At 69.9% G+C, this 15,442-nt stretch carries 17 protein-coding genes; 10 read left to right on the plus strand and 7 right to left on the minus strand.

The window, feature by feature from the left end; all coding sequences use genetic code 11:
* The first annotated feature begins 85 nt into the window (after positions 1–85).
* Both DAETH_RS16105 and DAETH_RS16110 read left to right on the plus strand, forming a co-directional pair.
* Positions 86–1,063 (plus strand): alpha/beta hydrolase family protein, encoded by a 978-nt coding sequence (locus DAETH_RS16105; protein WP_264775887.1) that lies wholly within the window; start codon positions 86–88, stop codon positions 1,061–1,063.
* Positions 1,064–1,093: 30 nt separating this feature from the next.
* Complete coding sequence (locus tag DAETH_RS16110) at positions 1,094–2,146, plus strand: alpha/beta hydrolase family protein (RefSeq protein ID WP_264775888.1); 1,053 nt, start codon at positions 1,094–1,096, stop codon at positions 2,144–2,146.
* Between the two features lie 57 nt (positions 2,147–2,203).
* Here the strand turns inward: DAETH_RS16110 and DAETH_RS16115 are convergent, their stop codons facing one another.
* The gene (locus tag DAETH_RS16115; protein WP_264775889.1) at positions 2,204–2,734 is read right to left on the minus strand and encodes a hypothetical protein; all 531 of its coding nucleotides are present in this window, start codon (positions 2,732–2,734) and stop codon (positions 2,204–2,206) included.
* Between the two features lie 99 nt (positions 2,735–2,833).
* Positions 2,834–4,003, minus strand: coding sequence for a tetratricopeptide repeat protein (locus DAETH_RS16120; RefSeq protein WP_264775890.1), 1,170 nt, complete (start codon positions 4,001–4,003; stop codon positions 2,834–2,836).
* Positions 4,004–4,194: 191 nt separating this feature from the next.
* On the opposite strand from DAETH_RS16120, the gene def (DAETH_RS16125) reads away from it, so the two are divergent.
* From def (DAETH_RS16125) to DAETH_RS16140, 4 genes are read left to right on the plus strand one after another with little or no spacing between them, the layout of a single operon-like run.
* The gene (gene def, locus DAETH_RS16125) at positions 4,195–4,836 is read left to right on the plus strand and encodes a peptide deformylase (RefSeq protein ID WP_264775891.1); all 642 of its coding nucleotides are present in this window, start codon (positions 4,195–4,197) and stop codon (positions 4,834–4,836) included.
* Positions 4,836–5,447, plus strand: coding sequence for a peptide deformylase (gene def / locus DAETH_RS16130; protein ID WP_264777455.1), 612 nt, complete (start codon positions 4,836–4,838; stop codon positions 5,445–5,447). Before def (DAETH_RS16125) ends, def (DAETH_RS16130) begins: the two co-directional genes overlap by 1 nt.
* Positions 5,444–6,391 carry a methionyl-tRNA formyltransferase gene (fmt, locus tag DAETH_RS16135; RefSeq protein ID WP_264775892.1) on the plus strand — a complete coding sequence of 316 codons (948 nt, stop codon included), beginning with the start codon at positions 5,444–5,446 and terminating at the stop codon, positions 6,389–6,391. The genes def (DAETH_RS16130) and fmt overlap by 4 nt, the downstream gene beginning before the upstream one ends.
* A 16-nt stretch (positions 6,392–6,407) precedes the next feature.
* Positions 6,408–7,022, plus strand: a complete 615-nt coding sequence (locus DAETH_RS16140; RefSeq protein ID WP_264775893.1) for an LURP-one-related/scramblase family protein — start codon at positions 6,408–6,410, stop codon at positions 7,020–7,022.
* Positions 7,023–7,025: 3 nt separating this feature from the next.
* Here the strand turns inward: DAETH_RS16140 and DAETH_RS16145 are convergent, their stop codons facing one another.
* Together DAETH_RS16145 and DAETH_RS16150 are read right to left on the minus strand one after the other, a co-directional pair.
* On the minus strand, positions 7,026–7,790 hold the full coding sequence (locus tag DAETH_RS16145) for an endonuclease III domain-containing protein (RefSeq protein WP_264775894.1): 765 nt from the start codon (positions 7,788–7,790) through the stop codon (positions 7,026–7,028).
* Positions 7,783–7,962, minus strand: a complete 180-nt coding sequence (locus tag DAETH_RS16150) for a hypothetical protein (protein ID WP_264775895.1) — start codon at positions 7,960–7,962, stop codon at positions 7,783–7,785. The genes DAETH_RS16145 and DAETH_RS16150 overlap by 8 nt, the downstream gene beginning before the upstream one ends.
* A gap of 203 nt (positions 7,963–8,165) precedes the next feature.
* Here DAETH_RS16150 and DAETH_RS16155 point away from each other — a divergent pair, with 203 nt between their 5' ends.
* On the plus strand, positions 8,166–8,789 hold the full coding sequence (locus DAETH_RS16155) for a uracil-DNA glycosylase (protein WP_264775896.1): 624 nt from the start codon (positions 8,166–8,168) through the stop codon (positions 8,787–8,789).
* Between the two features lie 20 nt (positions 8,790–8,809).
* On the opposite strand, the gene fumC is transcribed toward DAETH_RS16155, so the two are convergent.
* The 3 genes from fumC to DAETH_RS16170 form a co-directional block, all read right to left on the minus strand.
* Positions 8,810–10,219 (minus strand): class II fumarate hydratase, encoded by a 1,410-nt coding sequence (gene fumC, locus DAETH_RS16160; RefSeq protein ID WP_264775897.1) that lies wholly within the window; start codon positions 10,217–10,219, stop codon positions 8,810–8,812.
* Positions 10,220–10,303: 84 nt separating this feature from the next.
* Positions 10,304–10,843 (minus strand): hypothetical protein, encoded by a 540-nt coding sequence (locus DAETH_RS16165; RefSeq protein ID WP_264775898.1) that lies wholly within the window; start codon positions 10,841–10,843, stop codon positions 10,304–10,306.
* Between the two features lie 49 nt (positions 10,844–10,892).
* Positions 10,893–12,179 carry an MFS transporter gene (locus DAETH_RS16170; protein ID WP_264775899.1) on the minus strand — a complete coding sequence of 429 codons (1,287 nt, stop codon included), beginning with the start codon at positions 12,177–12,179 and terminating at the stop codon, positions 10,893–10,895.
* A gap of 72 nt (positions 12,180–12,251) precedes the next feature.
* Between DAETH_RS16170 and DAETH_RS16175 the strand changes: the two genes are divergently transcribed.
* The 3 genes from DAETH_RS16175 (at position 12,252) to DAETH_RS16185 (ending at position 15,411) form a co-directional block, all read left to right on the plus strand.
* On the plus strand, positions 12,252–12,884 hold the full coding sequence (locus DAETH_RS16175) for an ArsR/SmtB family transcription factor (protein WP_264775900.1): 633 nt from the start codon (positions 12,252–12,254) through the stop codon (positions 12,882–12,884).
* Positions 12,885–12,942: 58 nt separating this feature from the next.
* Positions 12,943–13,953, plus strand: coding sequence for a YpdA family putative bacillithiol disulfide reductase (locus tag DAETH_RS16180; RefSeq protein WP_264775901.1), 1,011 nt, complete (start codon positions 12,943–12,945; stop codon positions 13,951–13,953).
* A gap of 75 nt (positions 13,954–14,028) precedes the next feature.
* Complete coding sequence (locus DAETH_RS16185) at positions 14,029–15,411, plus strand: VanW family protein (RefSeq protein WP_264775902.1); 1,383 nt, start codon at positions 14,029–14,031, stop codon at positions 15,409–15,411.
* The last annotated feature ends 31 nt before the right edge of the window (positions 15,412–15,442 follow it).

Consider the following 15,442-nt stretch of genomic DNA (forward strand, 5'->3'; position numbering starts at 1 on the left):
TTGAGGAGGCCCTGAACGTTCGCTCTGCGCTCCTTGGTGGCGGGTCATCCCGTCACGCTCACCCGCGCCGCTTAGGCTGCCTCCCATGAAGCGAGCCCTTGTCCTGTTGCCGCCCCTGCTTGCCCTGGCCGCCCCCACCGCGCACGCCCAGTCGGCGGCGGCGCTGGCGAGGGTGGACGCCGCCCAGATGAGCATTCCCGCCGCCCGGCAGAAGGCGTACCCAGGCAGCGCCCTCACCGTTCGGCAGGCGCTGCGGGCGGGAAGCAACTACAAGCGGTACGTGGTGAGCTACCTCTCGGACGGGCTGCGGATCAACGCGCTCCTCACCGTTCCCAACGGCACGCCGCCCGCCGGAGGGTGGCCCGCCGTCGTGTTCAACCACGGCTACATCCCGCCCAACGTGTACCGGACGACCGAGCGGTACGTGGCCTACCAGGACGCCTTCGCCCGCGCCGGATTCGTGACCCTCAAGAGCGACTACCGGGGGCACGGCAGCAGCCAGGGGGAGGCGCTGGGAGGGTACTACTCGCCCGGCTACACGACCGACGTGATGAACGCGCTCGCCAGCCTGAAAAAGGACCCCCGCGTCAACCCGGGGCGCATCGGCATGTGGGGGCACTCGATGGGCGGCTTTCTCACCCTGCGCGCGATGGTCATCGACCGCAGCATCAAGGCGGGAGTGATCTGGGCCGGGGTGGTGGGCGACTACGACCAGATCATGAACGAGTGGAACAGCCCGGTGCCCGCCTCCATCCCGCGCCGCGTGCTCGAACTGCGCGAGAAGGCCGTGGCGAAGTACGGCACGCCGAAGGCCAACCCGGCGTTCTGGAACACCCTCAGCGCCAACTCCTACCTGCGCGACCTGAGCGGCCCCCTCCAGCTCCACATCGGCACGACGGACGAGGACGTGCCCGTGGCCTTCCACACCTCGCTGGTCGGCCAGCTCAGGAGCGTCGGCAAGCCCGTGCAGAGCTACGTCTACCCGGGCGACAACCACGACCTGACCCGCAACCTGTACACGGCGCTCGCGCGGTCGGTGGCGTTCTTCAAGGAGCGGCTTTGAGGGGGCGGCTGTGAGGACGGCCCGTTTCCCGTGAAACGCCTCCTCACCCTCGCCCTGCTCGCCCTCGCGGCGGGGGCGGTATATATCGCGGTGAGCCAGCAGGAGAGGCTGCCCTTCGAGGGGCTGTGGACAACACAGGTGCAGGAGACTCGGACGACCCCTTCACCGGACCCGGCTCCGTCCTCCGTCCCTCCTCTCGGCGAGGGAACGGACGCTGCGTTGCGGGCCCTCGTCGCGCGGGAGCCCGTCAGCATCCAGGCGCTGCGGGCACGGGAGTACCCGGGAAGTGCCCTCACCGTCCTGCGGAACCTGAAGCCGGGGATGAGTTACTCGCGGCAGATCGTGAGCTACGAGTCGGACGGGCTGACCATCCGTGCCCTGATCACCGTCCCGCGCGGCACGCCGCCCGCCGGAGGCTGGCCCGCCATCGTGTTCAACCACGGGTACATCCCGCCGGACGAGTACCGGACGACCGAGCGGTACGTCGCCTACCAGGACGCCTTCGCGCGCTCGGGCTTCGTCACCCTCAAGAGCGACTACCGGGGGCACGGCGACTCGGAGGGCGTGGCGCCCGGGGGGTACGACGACCCCGGCTACACGGTGGACGTGCTCAACGCCGCCGCTAGCCTCAAGCGGGACCGCCGGGTGAACGCGGGGCGGCTGGGCCTGTGGGGGCACTCGATGGGCGGGCAGCTCTCCCTGCGCGCGATGCTGGTGGACCGCGACCTGCGCGCCGCGTCCCTCTGGGCGGGCGTAGTGGCGAGCTACGACGTGCTGGCGACCGACTGGAACCGGGCGCCCGGGGCAGAGCGGCCCACCCTCGACCCCCTCCAGCAGCGTTATCTGCGGGCGCTGAGCCCCAACGCCTACCTGGAGGACCTGAACGGGCGGCCGATCCAGCTCCACCACGGCACCGCCGACGAGGAGGTGCCCTATTCCTTCCAGCAGAACCTCGCCCGCGACCTGCGCGCCGCCAGGCAGTCGGTCGAGGCGTACCGCTACGAGGGGGACAACCACAACCTCAGCCGGAACCCGCGGCTGGCGCTGGACCGGAGTGTGGCGTTCTTCAAGGAGAACCTGTAGGACAAACAAAAAGGAACGCCACCGGGGCGGCAGCGTTCCGAAGGGTGCCCTTGATCCTCAGCGGCTGAGGTCGTACCCCGTCACCTTGCTTGCCGGGCGCGGGTTGGTGTCGCTGAGGGGATAGTTGCGGTCGTAGAGGTTCCAGCCCTGATCGACAGTCATGGCGGGGGTGACTTCCTCGCCGCTTGGCAGGGTGACGGCGGGAACGCTGCCGCCGAAGGTGCTGTAGATCAACCACTGCCTGTTGCGGGCGAAGCTCTCGCCGATCTCGTACGTGCCCGTGTTGTTGGCGTCGTTGTACACGACGACCTGATACACGCCCGCCACACTGGGGATGCCCGGCAGGTCGAAGCCGAAGTTCCAGGTGTTCGCCCCGGTCGAGACGACATTCTGTGCCTGATTGCCGTCGTTCGTGACGACGCTCGGGAACCCGGTGCCGACGAGCGCGAGCCGCAACCTGGGGTCGGTGCCCCAGTTGCCGCCGATGGTGCCGCTCAGGTCGTAGTCGCCCGGGGCCTGCACGCCGCGTGAGCCGCACGCCGCGAGCGTCAGGGTGAGGGGAAGCAGAAGCAGGGCAAGGGGGCGCATAGGGTTCAGCGTATGGGCTAAGTCTGATGGGCGCGTGAACGGGGATGAGAAGGGCGGGGCCCGGCTCGGCGCTGGACCCCGTGAAGGGAGGACGGTTCGCTACTGGCCCTGCTGCGCCAGCCGCAGGTAGTACGCGCTCGCCTTGTCCTCGGGGTCCAGCCTCACCGCCTGCGCGTAGGCGTCGGCGGCCCCGGTGAAGTTCTTCCCCTCGTAGCGGGTGCGGCCCAGCCACGCCCAGGCCTTGGCATACTGCGGGTTCTGCCGCGTGGCCTCCAGGAACCCGGCCTCGGCCCCCGCCTTGTCGCCCGCCGCGTACTTCGCGTAGGCGTCGCGGAAGGCGCGCACGGCGCCGAGGCCGTACCGCTCGCCCTCCTGAGCGAGCGAGAGGTTGTAGCGGTCGCCCGCGTTCGCCTCGGGCAGGGCGGCGGCGGCCTGGTAGGCGGCGCGGGCGGCGTTCGCGTTCCCGAGTTCGAGCGCCACGCGCCCGGCTTCCCGCCACGCCTCGATGAAGTTGGGGGCGCCCCGGGCGGCCTCCTGGAACCCGGCGAGGGCCTGGGCCCCCCGCCCCGCGTCGAGGTCCGCGTACGCCCGGCTGAAGGCGCGGGTGGCGGCGGGGCCGTACCGGCTGGCCCTCTGCGCGAGGCCGCTGAAGTACACGAGCGTCTTGTCCCCCGGGCTCAGGCTCAGCGCCCGGCTGTAGAGGGTCTGTGCGCGGGCGTAGTCCCCGGACTCCAGCGCGGTGCGGGCAGCCCAGGTCGCGCAGGAGGCGCTCGCCGGGTCGAACTCCAGGCAAGCGGCGAAGAAGCGCGCGGCCTGCTCGGGCTGGTTGCGGGTGTACGCGGCGTACCCCAGGTTGTACTGGACGGTCGCGGCCTGCCTCGCCTCCGCGCTGCCGGGGGCAGCGGGCGCGGCGCGGAAGTACGCGGCCCAGGCGAGTTCTGCCTGCCGCCAGAAGCCGACCTCGGTGTAGATCTGGGCGCGCAGCCGCAGGTACTCGGGGTTCGTGGGTTCGAGCCCAGCGGCCCGGTCGGCGGCGGCGGCGGCCTGCTTCCACAGGGTCTGGTCGATGTTCGCGCTGCCCTGGGGGTAGGTGGCGCGGGCCCGCTCGGCCAAGGCTCGGGCCTCGGCGGCGGCCCCGGCAGCGTCCCCGGTGGGGGCGGGTGTGGCTGTGGTCGTCGTAGGTTGCGTGGTCGAGGGGTCGGCAGTCTGGGCGGAAGCAAGGGAGGCGAGCAGGGCGAGGCTGAGGGCAAGGACGGGACGGGTAGGCATAGCGGGAGACCTCCGGGGAACTTGTGCTCCTCCTGACGCTAGGGGCGCCCGGTGGGGACGGCGTGAGAGGGCCTTTCAGCCGCGCCTCGCCTTTGGAGGGGGGCCGGGGGCATCCCGGCGGCAAAGGTGCGGGTATGGCACCACCCCTAGGCAGGCCTCTGGTCGCCGCGCCTCTGATAAAAAGGGGTGCTATGGCCGAGGCCCCCCGCGTCTACCCCATCCGCCTGTACGGTGACCCCGTGCTGCGTCGCAAGGCGCGGCCCCTGAGCCCCACGGACACCCTGACCGTCCCCGGCTACGGCCCCCAGTCCGTGCGCGAGGTGGCGAACACCATGCTGGAGACCATGTTCGAGGCGCGCGGCGTCGGGCTCGCCGCCCCCCAGGTGGGCCTCCCCGTGCGGCTCTTCGTGGCCGCCGAGTACGAGGACGACGAGGAGGAGCAGGAGGGCGGCGACGCGCCCCTCAAATCCCGCGTCCTGCGCGAGTTCGTGATGCTCAACCCGGTCCTCACCGTGATCGACAAGAAAAAGGACCGCTCCTACCAGGAAGGCTGCCTGAGCATCCCCGGCATTTACGAGGAGGGAGTGCCCCGCGCCCGCGCCGTGCAGGTCCGCTACACCGATCTCGACGGGCAGGAGCGCGCCATCGAGGCCGACGACTACCTCGCCCGCGTCTTCCAGCACGAGACCGACCACCTCGACGGCGTGTTCTTCCTCGACCGCCTGCCCCCCGAGGTGACGGAAGACCACCGCAAGGCCCTCGCGGGGATGCAGCGTCAGGCGAAGGCGTACCTGAACAGCCTGGCGGAAGCGGGCAAGGAACGGGCCAAGTGATGGAGCCGAGCGTCTACCCTATCCGGCTGTACGGCGATCCCGTATTGCGTGGACAGGCGCGGGCCATTGAGGACCTTGCGGCCCCGGTGCAGGTGCCCGGCTTCGCCCCTCAATCTCTGCGGGAAGTCGCCCGCTCGATGCTGGAGACGATGTACGAGGCGCGCGGGGCGGGCCTGGCCGGGCCCCAGGTCGGCCTTCCCCACCAGATCTTCGTGGCCGCCGAGTACGACGACGACACGGAGGAGGGCAAGCCGCTCAGAGCCCGTGCCCTGCGCGAGTTCGTGATGCTCAATCCGGTGGTCGAACCCCTCTCCGACCGAGTGGACACCAGCTTCGGCGAGGGCTGCCTGAGCATCCCCGGCATCAAGCGGACGGACGTGCCCCGCCACAGCGAGGTGCGGGTGACCTACACTGACCTCGAAGGCGAGCGGCGGAGCATCGAGGCGGGCGCCTTCTTGGCACGCATCTTCCAGCACGAGACGGACCACCTGCACGGCCTGTACTACCTCGACCGGCTGCCCGGCTCCGTGACGGAGGAGTACGTCGAATACCTGGCGGAGTTGAAGGGCCGCGCCCGCGCTTACCTGCAAACGCTGGAGGCCCAGGGTTGACCTCCCCGCGCGTCGCCTTTTTCGGCTCGCCCGCCTTCGCGCTTCCCGTGCTGGAGGCGATTCGGGAACACTTCGAGGTCGTCCTCGTCGTCGCGCAGCCGGACAAGCCGGTGGGGCGGGGGCTCAAACTCACGCCGCCACCCGTCGCGGCCCGCGCGGCTGAACTCGGCCTGCCGCTGGCGCAGCCGAAGAAACTCCGGGGGAACGTGACCTTCGAGGAGCGGTTGCGCGAGAGTGGGGCGGACGTGGCCGTCACCTGCGCCTACGGGAAAATCCTGCCGGGCTCCCTGCTGACCGTTCCCAGGTACGGCTTCCTGAACACCCACACCAGCCTCCTCCCCGCCTACCGGGGCGCGGCGCCGATCCAGTGGGCCCTGATTCGCGGTGAGACGGTCACGGGCACGACGATCATGCAGACCGACGAGGGGATGGACACCGGGCCGATCCTGCTGCAAGAACCCCTTCCCATCGCGCCCCAGTGGACGAGCCTCGAACTCGCGGACGCCCTGGGCGCGCAGGCCTCGCGGCTGATCGTGGAGGCTCTCTCCCGCCTCTCAGACCTCTCCCCCACCCCACAGGACGACTCCAGGGCCACGCACGCCCCCATGCTCGTGAAGGAGGACGGCTTCGTGCGCTGGGGGGACGACGCGCGGGCGGTGGTGAACCGCTACCGGGGGGTCGCCGCTTGGCCCCAGACGACGGCCTTCCTGGGAGGAGCACGCCTCAAGCTCGGCGGCCTGAGCCTCGCGGAGGGGTCGGGCCAGCCGGGCGAGGTGCTGCGGGTGGAGGAAGGCGGGTTGACCGTCGCGTGCGGGACGGGTGCGGTGCGCGTCCGGACCGTTCAGCCCGAGGCGCGCAAGGCCCAGCCCGCCCAGGTGTGGGCGCAGGGAGCGGGCGTGGGGCCGGGCACCCGCTTCGACGTGTGGGAACCGGACCCCGCCTGAGCCCGTAGACCGGGGTGTGAACCCCTCCTTTCCCCTCACGCTCGAATTCAAGTTCAGCCTCCTGACCGAGCTGCGGGTCACCGACGCGCAGGGCCAGCTCGTCGCGGTCGTGAAGGAGAAGTTCTTCAGCATCCGCGACGAGGTGCGGGTGTACGCCGACGAGGGCCGCAGGCAGCAGACCCACGGCATCCGTGCCCGGGGCCTGATGGCGGGTGCGCTGGACTGGCGGGCCCGGCGTGAGATTCGGCGGGTGGACGGCTCCGAGGTCGGCGCCCTTCAGGCTCAGGGTCTGCGCACTCTGTGGGCGGCGAGCTACGAACTCCTCGGGCCGGACGGCCGCCCCGAATTCACCATCCGGGACGACCAGCCCTGGATGAGCGTGGTGGAGGGCGTATTCGATGTCATCCCCCTCGTCGGCGACTTGATCGCGCTCGGCTTCGACTACCTCGTCAATCCCACATATACAGTCACGGACGTCGCCGGGCAACCGGCCTTCCGGGTCCGCAAACGCCGCAGCTTCTTCTCCCGCCGCTTCGTGGTGGAGGAACTGCGTCCCGTCCGGCCCGAGGAGGCGGAACTCGTGACGCTGGGGCTGATTCAGCTTGTGCTGCGGGAGCGGGAGCGCGGGTAACCCTTATCCCTTGCCCGGCTTCTCCCCGAAGCTCGGCACGTTGTTCCCGTAGATCGCGTGGGCGTCGCAACGTTCGCGCAGCACGCAGGCCGGGCACCTCGGGCGGGTCCACGTACACACCCGCTGGCCGTGCCGCAGCAGGTTCAGGTGCAACTCGTACAGGAAGGGCGGGTCGGGCGGCAGGAGCCTCAGCAGGGCCCGGTGCGCCGCCTGCTCGCCCATGCGAGGAATCGCGCCGACCCGGGTGGAGACGCGGTGGACGTGCGTGTCCACCGGGAAGACGGGCCGCGCGTAGTTGAACAGCAGCACGAGCGAGGCGGTCTTGAGGCCCACCCCCGGCAGGTCGGTGAGCCACTTCATCGCGTCCTTGACTGGCATTTCGGCGAGGAAGTCGAGGTCGTACCCGCCCCGCTGCTCGCGGATGGCACGTAGGGTGGCTTGGATGCGCGGCGCCTTGCTCTCCGGGTAGTTGCTGCGCCGGATCGCGTGCGCCACCAACTCGGTCGGGGTCTCGATGATGGCGTCCCAGTCGCCGAGTTGCCGCAACTCCCCGTAGGCGGCGTCCTCGTCCCGGGCGGTCGTGCGCTGGGAGAGGATGGTGCTGATAAGTTCGTGCATGGGCTCGCGCCGGGGCTCGTGGGTGCGGTCGCCGTATTCCTCATGCACCCGGTCGAACATCCAACGGAGGAGTTCGGCCCGCTCCGACTCCGGGCGGGCCGCGTTCAGGGGCCGCTCTCCTTCGGGCAACCCCAGCAGGGGCTCAGTCACGGCCCGGGGTGGCGCTGTCCTCCACCTCGTCGCGGTCGCCCTCCGCCGAGTCCTTGTCGGCGGGGTCTATCCCCGGGTCCTTGCCCCGGTCCTGCTCGGGGATGGGGTGGCTCTGGCCCTCGGCGGGCGAGGTGTTGGCGGGATCGTAGCCCTGCTTCTGGTCGTCGGTCATGGGGTCAGCCTGCCCTCCCGGGGTCGGCGGGCGGGCGAGACTCCGGTGAAGGGGCGTTTATGGCCGAGCTACCAGAAGAAAAAAGCCGCCTCTCGGGCGGCGATGAAAAGAGAATACGGTGAGATGCATCGGTTGTCAAACGTATGCAGCGGCCCCTCCGCCTCCCGCCAGCCCGAAGTCAAACTCCCGAAAAGAGGAAGCCCTTGCAAACACGCAGTCTCGAACTCCCGGAAGTACGACAGGCCCGGCTGGAACGTAGCTTCGAGCTCCACGTCGCCCCGCTCAACCGCTGGGCCGAGCAGGTCCAGGCCGAAAGCGGGCGCTGGCTTCCCTTCTTCGACCCCGTGGACGGTGGTGTCCTGGCGCGGGTCCTGCTGCTGCTCGAAACACCCGGCCCGGCCGTAAGCCGTACCCGCTTCGTCTCGATGGACAACCCGGACGGCACGGCGGAGAACCTGCGTTGCCTGCTGCACCTCTCGGGGCTGCGGCGGCGCGAGGCGGCGATGTGGAACGTCGTGCCGTGGCAGATGAGTGAGAACGGCGTCGTGACCCCCTGGCCAGGGCAGTACGCTGAGGCCGTTCCCCTTACCCAGTACCTTCTCGGCCTCCTCCCCGACCTCCAGGTGGTCGTGCTCGTCGGGCGCCACGCCGAGAAGGTCTGGCCGCTGGTGGGCTCCCCGCTCCCCGCCCTCGTCTGCCCGCATCCCAGCCCACAGAACGTCAACCCGAGGCGGGAGGCAGCTACCCTGGCGCTCGGCACCCTGGTCGAGGCCCACAGGACCGTCTCCGGGACGAGGAAAGGGGCCATCCCCGCCTCCGAGGAGTAGCCCCTGGACCTCCATGCGCCTCAGCTATGGGTCATGTCCAGCGGAACGACCCACTGGTTGAACTCGTCCTCGGTCACGTAGCCCAGCGCCAGCGCGGCCTCCTTCAGGCTGGTGCCCTCCTTGTGCGCCTTCTTGGCGATGGCGGCGGCCCTGTCGTAGCCGATGTGCTTATTCAGCGCGGTGACCTGCATCAGGTTGACGGCGAGGTTGTGCTCGATCCGCTCCAGGTTGGGCTCGATGCCCACCGCGCAGTTGTCGTTGAAGGCGAGGCAGGCGTCCGAGATCAGGCGGATGCTCTCCAGCACGGCATGGACCATCACCGGCTTGAACACGTTGAGCTGGAAGTTGCCCTGCGAGCCCGCGAAGGCGACCGTTGCGTCGTTGCCGAAGACGCGCGTGGTGACCATCGTCATCGCCTCGGACTGGGTGGGGTTCACCTTGCCGGGCATAATGCTGGAGCCGGGCTCGTTCTCGGGAATGGTGATCTCGCCGATCCCGTTGCGCGGGCCGGAGGCGAGCCAGCGCAAGTCGTTCGCCATCTTCATCAGGGCGCCGCTCAGTGTCCGCAGCGCCGCCGAGGTCTGGACGAGGGCGTCGTGCGCCGAGAGGGCGGCGAACTTGTTCTCGGCGGAGCGGAAGGGGAAGCCCGTCTCCTCGCTGAACTTCTGCGCGGCGAGGTCCCCGAAGCGGGGGTGTGCGTTCAGGCCCGTCCCGACCGCCGTGCCCCCGATGGCGAGGTCGTACAGACCCTGCTCGGCGTGCCGGACCTCCGCGAGCGCGTAGTCGAGCTGAGCGACCCAGCCGCCGATCTCCTGCCCGAGGGTGATGGGGGTGGCGTCTTGCAGGTGCGTGCGGCCCACCTTCACGAGGTCCCTGTACTGCTCGGCCTTCTGCGCCAGCGTGTCCCGCAGCTTGCCCACGCCGCCGTAGAGGCGTTCGTTCAACTCCAGCACGACGGCGATGTGCATGGCGGTCGGGAAGGTGTCGTTGCTGCTCTGGCCCCGGTTGACGTGGTCGTTGGGGTGGACGGGCTTCTTGCTCCCCATCTCGCCGCCCGCGAGTTCGATGGCGCGATTTGAAATGACCTCGTTCGCGTTCATGTTGCTCTGGGTGCCCGAACCCGTCTGGAACACGACGAGGGGGAAGTGGTCGTCGAGCTGCCCGGCGATCACCTCGTCGGCGGCGCGGACGATCAGGTCGGCAATGTCCCCCGGCAGTTCGCCCAGTTCGGCGTTCGCCTGCGCGGCGCCCTTTTTCAGGATGCCCAGCGCCCGGATGACCGGGCGGCCCCAGACGAAGGTGTCGCGTCCGATGGGGAAGTTGTGGATGCTGCGCTCAGTCTGCGCGCCCCAGTAGCGATCCGAAGCGACCTGAAGCTGGCCCATCGTGTCGGACTCGGTGCGAGTCTGGGAGGAGGTGGTCTGGGTCATGGAGTCAGTGTAACGGGGGGCTCCGAGGAGGCGGGCGTCACGGTCAGGGAGACGGGACGGTGAGGACTCGCCAGGGGATCAGCCTCAGAACACGCAACGGCTCGCGTTGGCGGGCCACTCCAGAGAGAGCCCCGGGGCTTCCCTGTCCGCCACATTCAGCCCCTCGCGCCCGCTCCACTCCAGATGCAGGGGGCCCACCCGTGTGGACTGCCAGCCCAGCTCGGCCTGCCAGTTCCTGCCCGCCAGCGCCCGAAGAGCGTCGAGTTGCCCTGCCGTCACGCCGACGAAGCAGCGGGCAGCTATCCCACGGGCCAGCCGGGTCAACACCTCCCGGTCCAGGACGGTGACAAGTGGGCGGTCCACCCACAACAGGGAAGTATTGACGGCGCCGCTCCCTTCGGTGGCGCCCAGCGAGACCCGTACCTGAACGGCTGCACCCGCCTCTCTGATCGTCACCAGATGCGTATAACCCTCTTTGCCCAGCCGTCCTTGGGGAACCTCGAAGACCCTGACCACTCCCGGGATGCCACGCAACGCCTCCAGCCGGGTCAGCGGTTCCATTCCCCCGGCCGAGGCCAGACCCCAGAGGGCGAGGGGCAAAGCCGCCAATCGCTTCAGACGCACCCGGTCACGGTAACAGGCCAGGAGAGTTCCCCACGCCGCACATGCCCGCTCACGCTTCGGCAGGCTGGGCTCTTCCGGGCTCATCGGCGACCGGGCTGGATGCACTTCGGTTCCCCGCGAGGGTATGCAGGTCCGGCGGCACCCGCTCCGACAGGGCCACGAGCACCCAGGCGAGGGTTCCGGCAAGCAGCAGAACGGAGGCCACCCCGAACCACAGGGCCGGGGGGGTGTGGTCGAGCAGCGGCGAGAGGAGGAGCAGGCTGAGGGGCATCCCCAGGGTGGACCCGGTGCCGAGCACGCTGAACACGCGGCCCAGGTACTCGGCGGGCACCATCCGCTGCATCAGGGTGTTCAGCGGCGTGTTCAGGATGCCGAAGCCGAACCCCAGGAGGACCGCGCCGGTCAGCAGCACGGGCACGTCGGGCCGCAGGCCCATCACCCCGTAGATCAGGGCGGTGAGGGCGAGTCCGGCGGCGGTCGCCCGTCGGGGCGGCAGTCGGTTGCCCAGCACGGCGATCAGGGCACCGGAGAGGAGCATCCCCAGGCTCTCCAGGGCGAGGAAGAGGCCGTAGCCCTTCGCCCCTGCCCCCAGCGTCTCCATCAGCTTCGGCGTGATCACCGTGACCGGGGCGAGGGTGGCGTTGAGCACCAGGCCGATGCAGGGCACGAGGGTGAGCACCTTTGATCGGCGCATCAGGCGCAGGCCGCTGAGGACATCGGCGAGCACGCCGGGGCGAGGTCCGCCCGGCTCGACCCGCCCCGGCAAGCGCACCGCCAGCAGCAGCGCCGCCATCACGAAGAAGCTCACGCCGTCGAGCACGATGGCGACGGGCGGCGAGAAGACCGACACGAGCCAGCCCCCGGCCAGGGTCCCGACGAGCCACGCCCCCTGCCCCACCCCGCCCAGGAGTCCGTTCGCGCGGGCAAGTTCGGCGGGCGGCACGAGGCCGGGCACAGCGGCACTCCCCGCCGGGCCCGCGAAAATGCCCGCGAACCCCGTTAGCAGGGCGGCCCCGTTCACCACCCACAACGGCACCTCCCCCCAGGCGAGCGCGAGGCCGCCGACAAGCACCTGAAGGAACCCGCGCGCCACGTCCGCCCCGATCAGGGGAATTTTCAGGTTCACCCGGTCCACGAGTGCTCCCGCAAAGGGCATCAGCAGGTTGGGGGCCAGCGAGCAGGCGAGGGTCAGCGCCATCTGGCCCGCCGAGCCCGTCTGGTGCAGCACCAGGAAACTCAGCGCGATGGAGGCGAGCGCCGAGCCGAGCTGCGATTGCCCGGAAGCGAGCAGCCACAGCACGAAGCTGCGGTTCCAGAGCGTCGGTGGCAGGTGCATGGGTCGAGTATGAGGAAGGGCTACTTGAAGGAACATACGCCTTTCGGAGTAGGAAGCTCCTAAGCTGGGTCCATGTCCGGGGAGCCCGAGAGGGTGGCGAACAGCGCGCAGGCCGCCCTGTTGCTCGACGTAGGGTTACGCCCGCTCCTGGACCTGCTGATCCAGCGCCCGCGCTCGGTGGGTGAGGTGGCGCAGAGCTTGGGCGTGAGCGTGCAGCGCGCCCACTACCTCGTTGGTAAGCTGGAGAGGGTGGGTGTGGCGGAAGTGGTCGAGGTCTGCCCCCGGGCTGGCCGCGCGGTGAAACGCTACCGGGTGCTCTCCCGCTGGTTCATTCCCTACGAGGCGACGGGGGCGGAGACGCTGGAGGCTTTTCTCGACGGACAGATTCTCCCCCGGGTGGAGCGGTTCACCCACCTGAGTGTGGGGCGCTTCCGTGAACTGGACGACCGCTGGGGCTTCTGGCTGGAGCGGGGGGAGAAGGGCAGCATGCTCAGCATAGGCACGCCCCGCCGCAAGGGCTACGCACTCTTCGGCGGGGACGAGCCCTTCCTCCTGAACATCGGGGGCCTGCGTCTCACCCGAGAGCAGGCGGGCGAACTCAAGCGGCGGCTTCTGGATGTGATGGAAGAGTTTCAGACCAGGGACAGCCCAGAGAACCCTACCTATACCTTCGCCCTGATGCTCGTGCGCGGGGAGGTGGAGTGAAGCACCGCCCCGACTCGCCTCACCGTTCGTTGAGCGTCCCCTTGGCACAATACCCGGCATGAGTGGACTCTTCGACGTGGCCATCGTGGGGGCCGGGCCGGTGGGCCTCGCCACCGCCATCGCCTGCAAGCGCGCGGGGCTGAGTTACGTGGTGCTCGAAAAGGGCTGCGTGGTGAACGCCATCTTCGAGTACCCGACCTACATGACCTTTTTCACCACGGCGCCCGAACTGGAGATCGGCAATCACCCGATGGTCACCGGGCACGACAAGCCCGACCGCCGCGACGCCCTGATGTACTACCGCCTCGTCACCCAGCGCGAGGAGCTGAACGTCCGGCAGTACACGGAGGTGGGGCGGGTGCACGCGGCTCCGGCGGGTTTCACCCTGGAGATCGAGGCGCAGGACGGCACGCCGGGCGTGGTCGAGGCGCGGCGCCTCGTCGTGGCGACCGGGTACTACGACAACCCGCTGACGATGGGCATTCCCGGCGAGGACAGCCCCAACGTCTCGCACTACTACACCGAGGCGCACCCCTTCATGGGCCTGAACGTCACCGTGATCGGGGCGGGCAACTCCGCCGCCGACGCAGCCCTCGACCTGTGGCGCGGGGGGGCGAACGTGACGATGGTGGTGCGGGCGCCCGAACTCAAGAGCACGATCAAGTACTGGGTGCGCCCCGACCTGGAGAACCGCATCAAGGAGGGCAGCATTGCGGCGCACTTCAACTTGCGGGTGGTCGAGATTCACCCCGATCACGTCCTCGTGCAGCAGGAGGACGGCACCACCTCCCGGTTGCCCACCCACTTCACCTTCGCGCTGACGGGCTACCGCCCCGACCTCTCCTTCCTGGCGGGCCTGAACCTGGCCACCCAGCCCGACGACTGCCTGGTCCTGAGCGAGCACTACGAGAGCAGCGTTCCGGGGCTCTTCGTGGTGGGCTCGGCGGGCTTCGCGGGGAAGACGAATCAGGTCTTCATCGAGAACGGGCGCCATCACGCGGTGGCGGCGGTCGCGGAGATCGAGCGGCAGCTTCAGGAGACGCGCGAGCCCGCCCCCCTGGCCCGCTGAGGGCCACCTCTCCCCTCCCCCGGCCCTCAGCCTGCAGTCACGTTTCGCGGCAGGGACCGTGAGATACTTCGCGCTATGCCCTCTTTTTCAAGGAGCGCTGCCCGTCGGAGCGCCGCCGTCCTCGTGAGCGTGCTACTGGGGGGTGCGTCCGCGCAGACGAGCATCGACATCCCCGCGCTGCCCCTCCCGGTCGCCCCGGTCTCCGCGCCGACGCCGCCCCCGGTGCCTGTTCCGGCTCCCGCGCCCGCCCCAGTCCCGGTTCCTGCCGACCCGACGCCCACCCCGGCGGTTCCAGCGGCGGCGCCCCAGCCCGCCCCGGCGCCTCCTTCCGCACCGGCCCCAGCCCCCGCCCCGCCCGCCCGCCCTGCCCCGACGGCACCGCTGCTCATCACCGTGCAGGCCCAGTGGCCCGCGCTGGTGAACGGCAAGAAGACGACGGTGCCCTTCAGCCGCACCCTCACGCTTCCCGGCCCGCGCGTGGCCGAGCTTCGGGCTCGCGGCACGATCACCGCGAGCCTGGAGGCGGATCTGCGGAAGTTCCTGGCCGACCTGCCCCGTGAGGCCCAGGACGCCCGCTTCGAGAACCAGTGGGACGGCTGGGCGGTCGTGCAGCGCAATGGCCTGACCGTGGACGAGGCGAAGACTCGCGCCAATGTCCTCGCCGCCCTGAAAGACCCGCGCGCGGTGAAGGCGAACGTCGCCCTTGCCGGGCAGACCGCGCCCAAGCGGACGCTCGACTACTTCCTGTCGCGCGGGATCACGGTCCATCTGGGCACGGGCGAGACGAACTACTACGGCAGCAGCCCCGAGCGCATGACGAATATCCACGTCGGTGCCGTGCGTTTCCGGGACCGCCTGATCGAGCGCCGGGTCGTCTCCTTCAACCAGATCGTCGGGCCCGTAACGGCCAGGGGCGGCTTCGTGCCCGGGCTCGTCATCGCCGGGGAGCGCACCGCGAGCGGGCTGGGCGGCGGCATCTGCCAGGTCAGCACGACGGTCTTCCGCACCCTCTACAACGCGGGCCTGCCCGTGCTGGAGCGCCAGAACCACTCCTACCAGGTCCACTATTACGAGCCGCAGGGCCTCGACGCCACGATCTACCAGCCCTTCCTCGACCTGAAGTTCGCCAACGACACGGGCGGCGCCCTGTGGTTCCAGAGCGAGTGGAACGACGAGGAGGCCCGCCTCTCGGTCCATGTCTTCGGGAAGGCGCGCGACTTCACGGTGGAGGTCGGCACCCCGCGTGTGCTGAAGAGCACGCCCGCCCCCGCCGACCGGATCATCCGGGACGCCTCGCTGCCCGCCGGGCAACGCAAGCAGGTGGACTGGGCCGCCCCCGGCGCGGTCATGGAGGTCACGCGCAAGTTCGTCCGGGGCGGCCAGACCGTTCGGCAGGACACCCTCAAGAGCACCTACCGCCCCTGGCCGAACATCTTCCTGGTCGGCACGCGGCGCTGAGGCAAAAGGGCAGGCGGGGGAGAGTGACGAT

The organism is Deinococcus aetherius (assembly GCF_025997855.1).
In the GTDB taxonomy this organism is placed as follows: Bacteria; Deinococcota; Deinococci; order Deinococcales; family Deinococcaceae; genus Deinococcus; species Deinococcus aetherius.

Coding starts and splice junctions, on each gene's coding strand:
- DAETH_RS16105 (WP_264775887.1), top strand. CDS start 86: ATGAAGCGAGCCCTTGTCCTGTTGCCGCCCCTGCTTGCCCTGGCCGCC.
- DAETH_RS16115 (WP_264775889.1), bottom strand. CDS start 2,734: ATGCGCCCCCTTGCCCTGCTTCTGCTTCCCCTCACCCTGACGCTCGCG.
- DAETH_RS16120 (WP_264775890.1), bottom strand. CDS start 4,003: ATGCCTACCCGTCCCGTCCTTGCCCTCAGCCTCGCCCTGCTCGCCTCC.
- def (WP_264775891.1), top strand. CDS start 4,195: ATGGCCGAGGCCCCCCGCGTCTACCCCATCCGCCTGTACGGTGACCCC.
- def (WP_264777455.1), top strand. CDS start 4,836: ATGGAGCCGAGCGTCTACCCTATCCGGCTGTACGGCGATCCCGTATTG.
- DAETH_RS16150 (WP_264775895.1), bottom strand. CDS start 7,962: ATGACCGACGACCAGAAGCAGGGCTACGATCCCGCCAACACCTCGCCC.
- fumC (WP_264775897.1), bottom strand. CDS start 10,219: ATGACCCAGACCACCTCCTCCCAGACTCGCACCGAGTCCGACACGATG.
- DAETH_RS16170 (WP_264775899.1), bottom strand. CDS start 12,179: ATGCACCTGCCACCGACGCTCTGGAACCGCAGCTTCGTGCTGTGGCTG.
- DAETH_RS16175 (WP_264775900.1), top strand. CDS start 12,252: ATGTCCGGGGAGCCCGAGAGGGTGGCGAACAGCGCGCAGGCCGCCCTG.
- DAETH_RS16180 (WP_264775901.1), top strand. CDS start 12,943: ATGAGTGGACTCTTCGACGTGGCCATCGTGGGGGCCGGGCCGGTGGGC.
- DAETH_RS16185 (WP_264775902.1), top strand. CDS start 14,029: ATGCCCTCTTTTTCAAGGAGCGCTGCCCGTCGGAGCGCCGCCGTCCTC.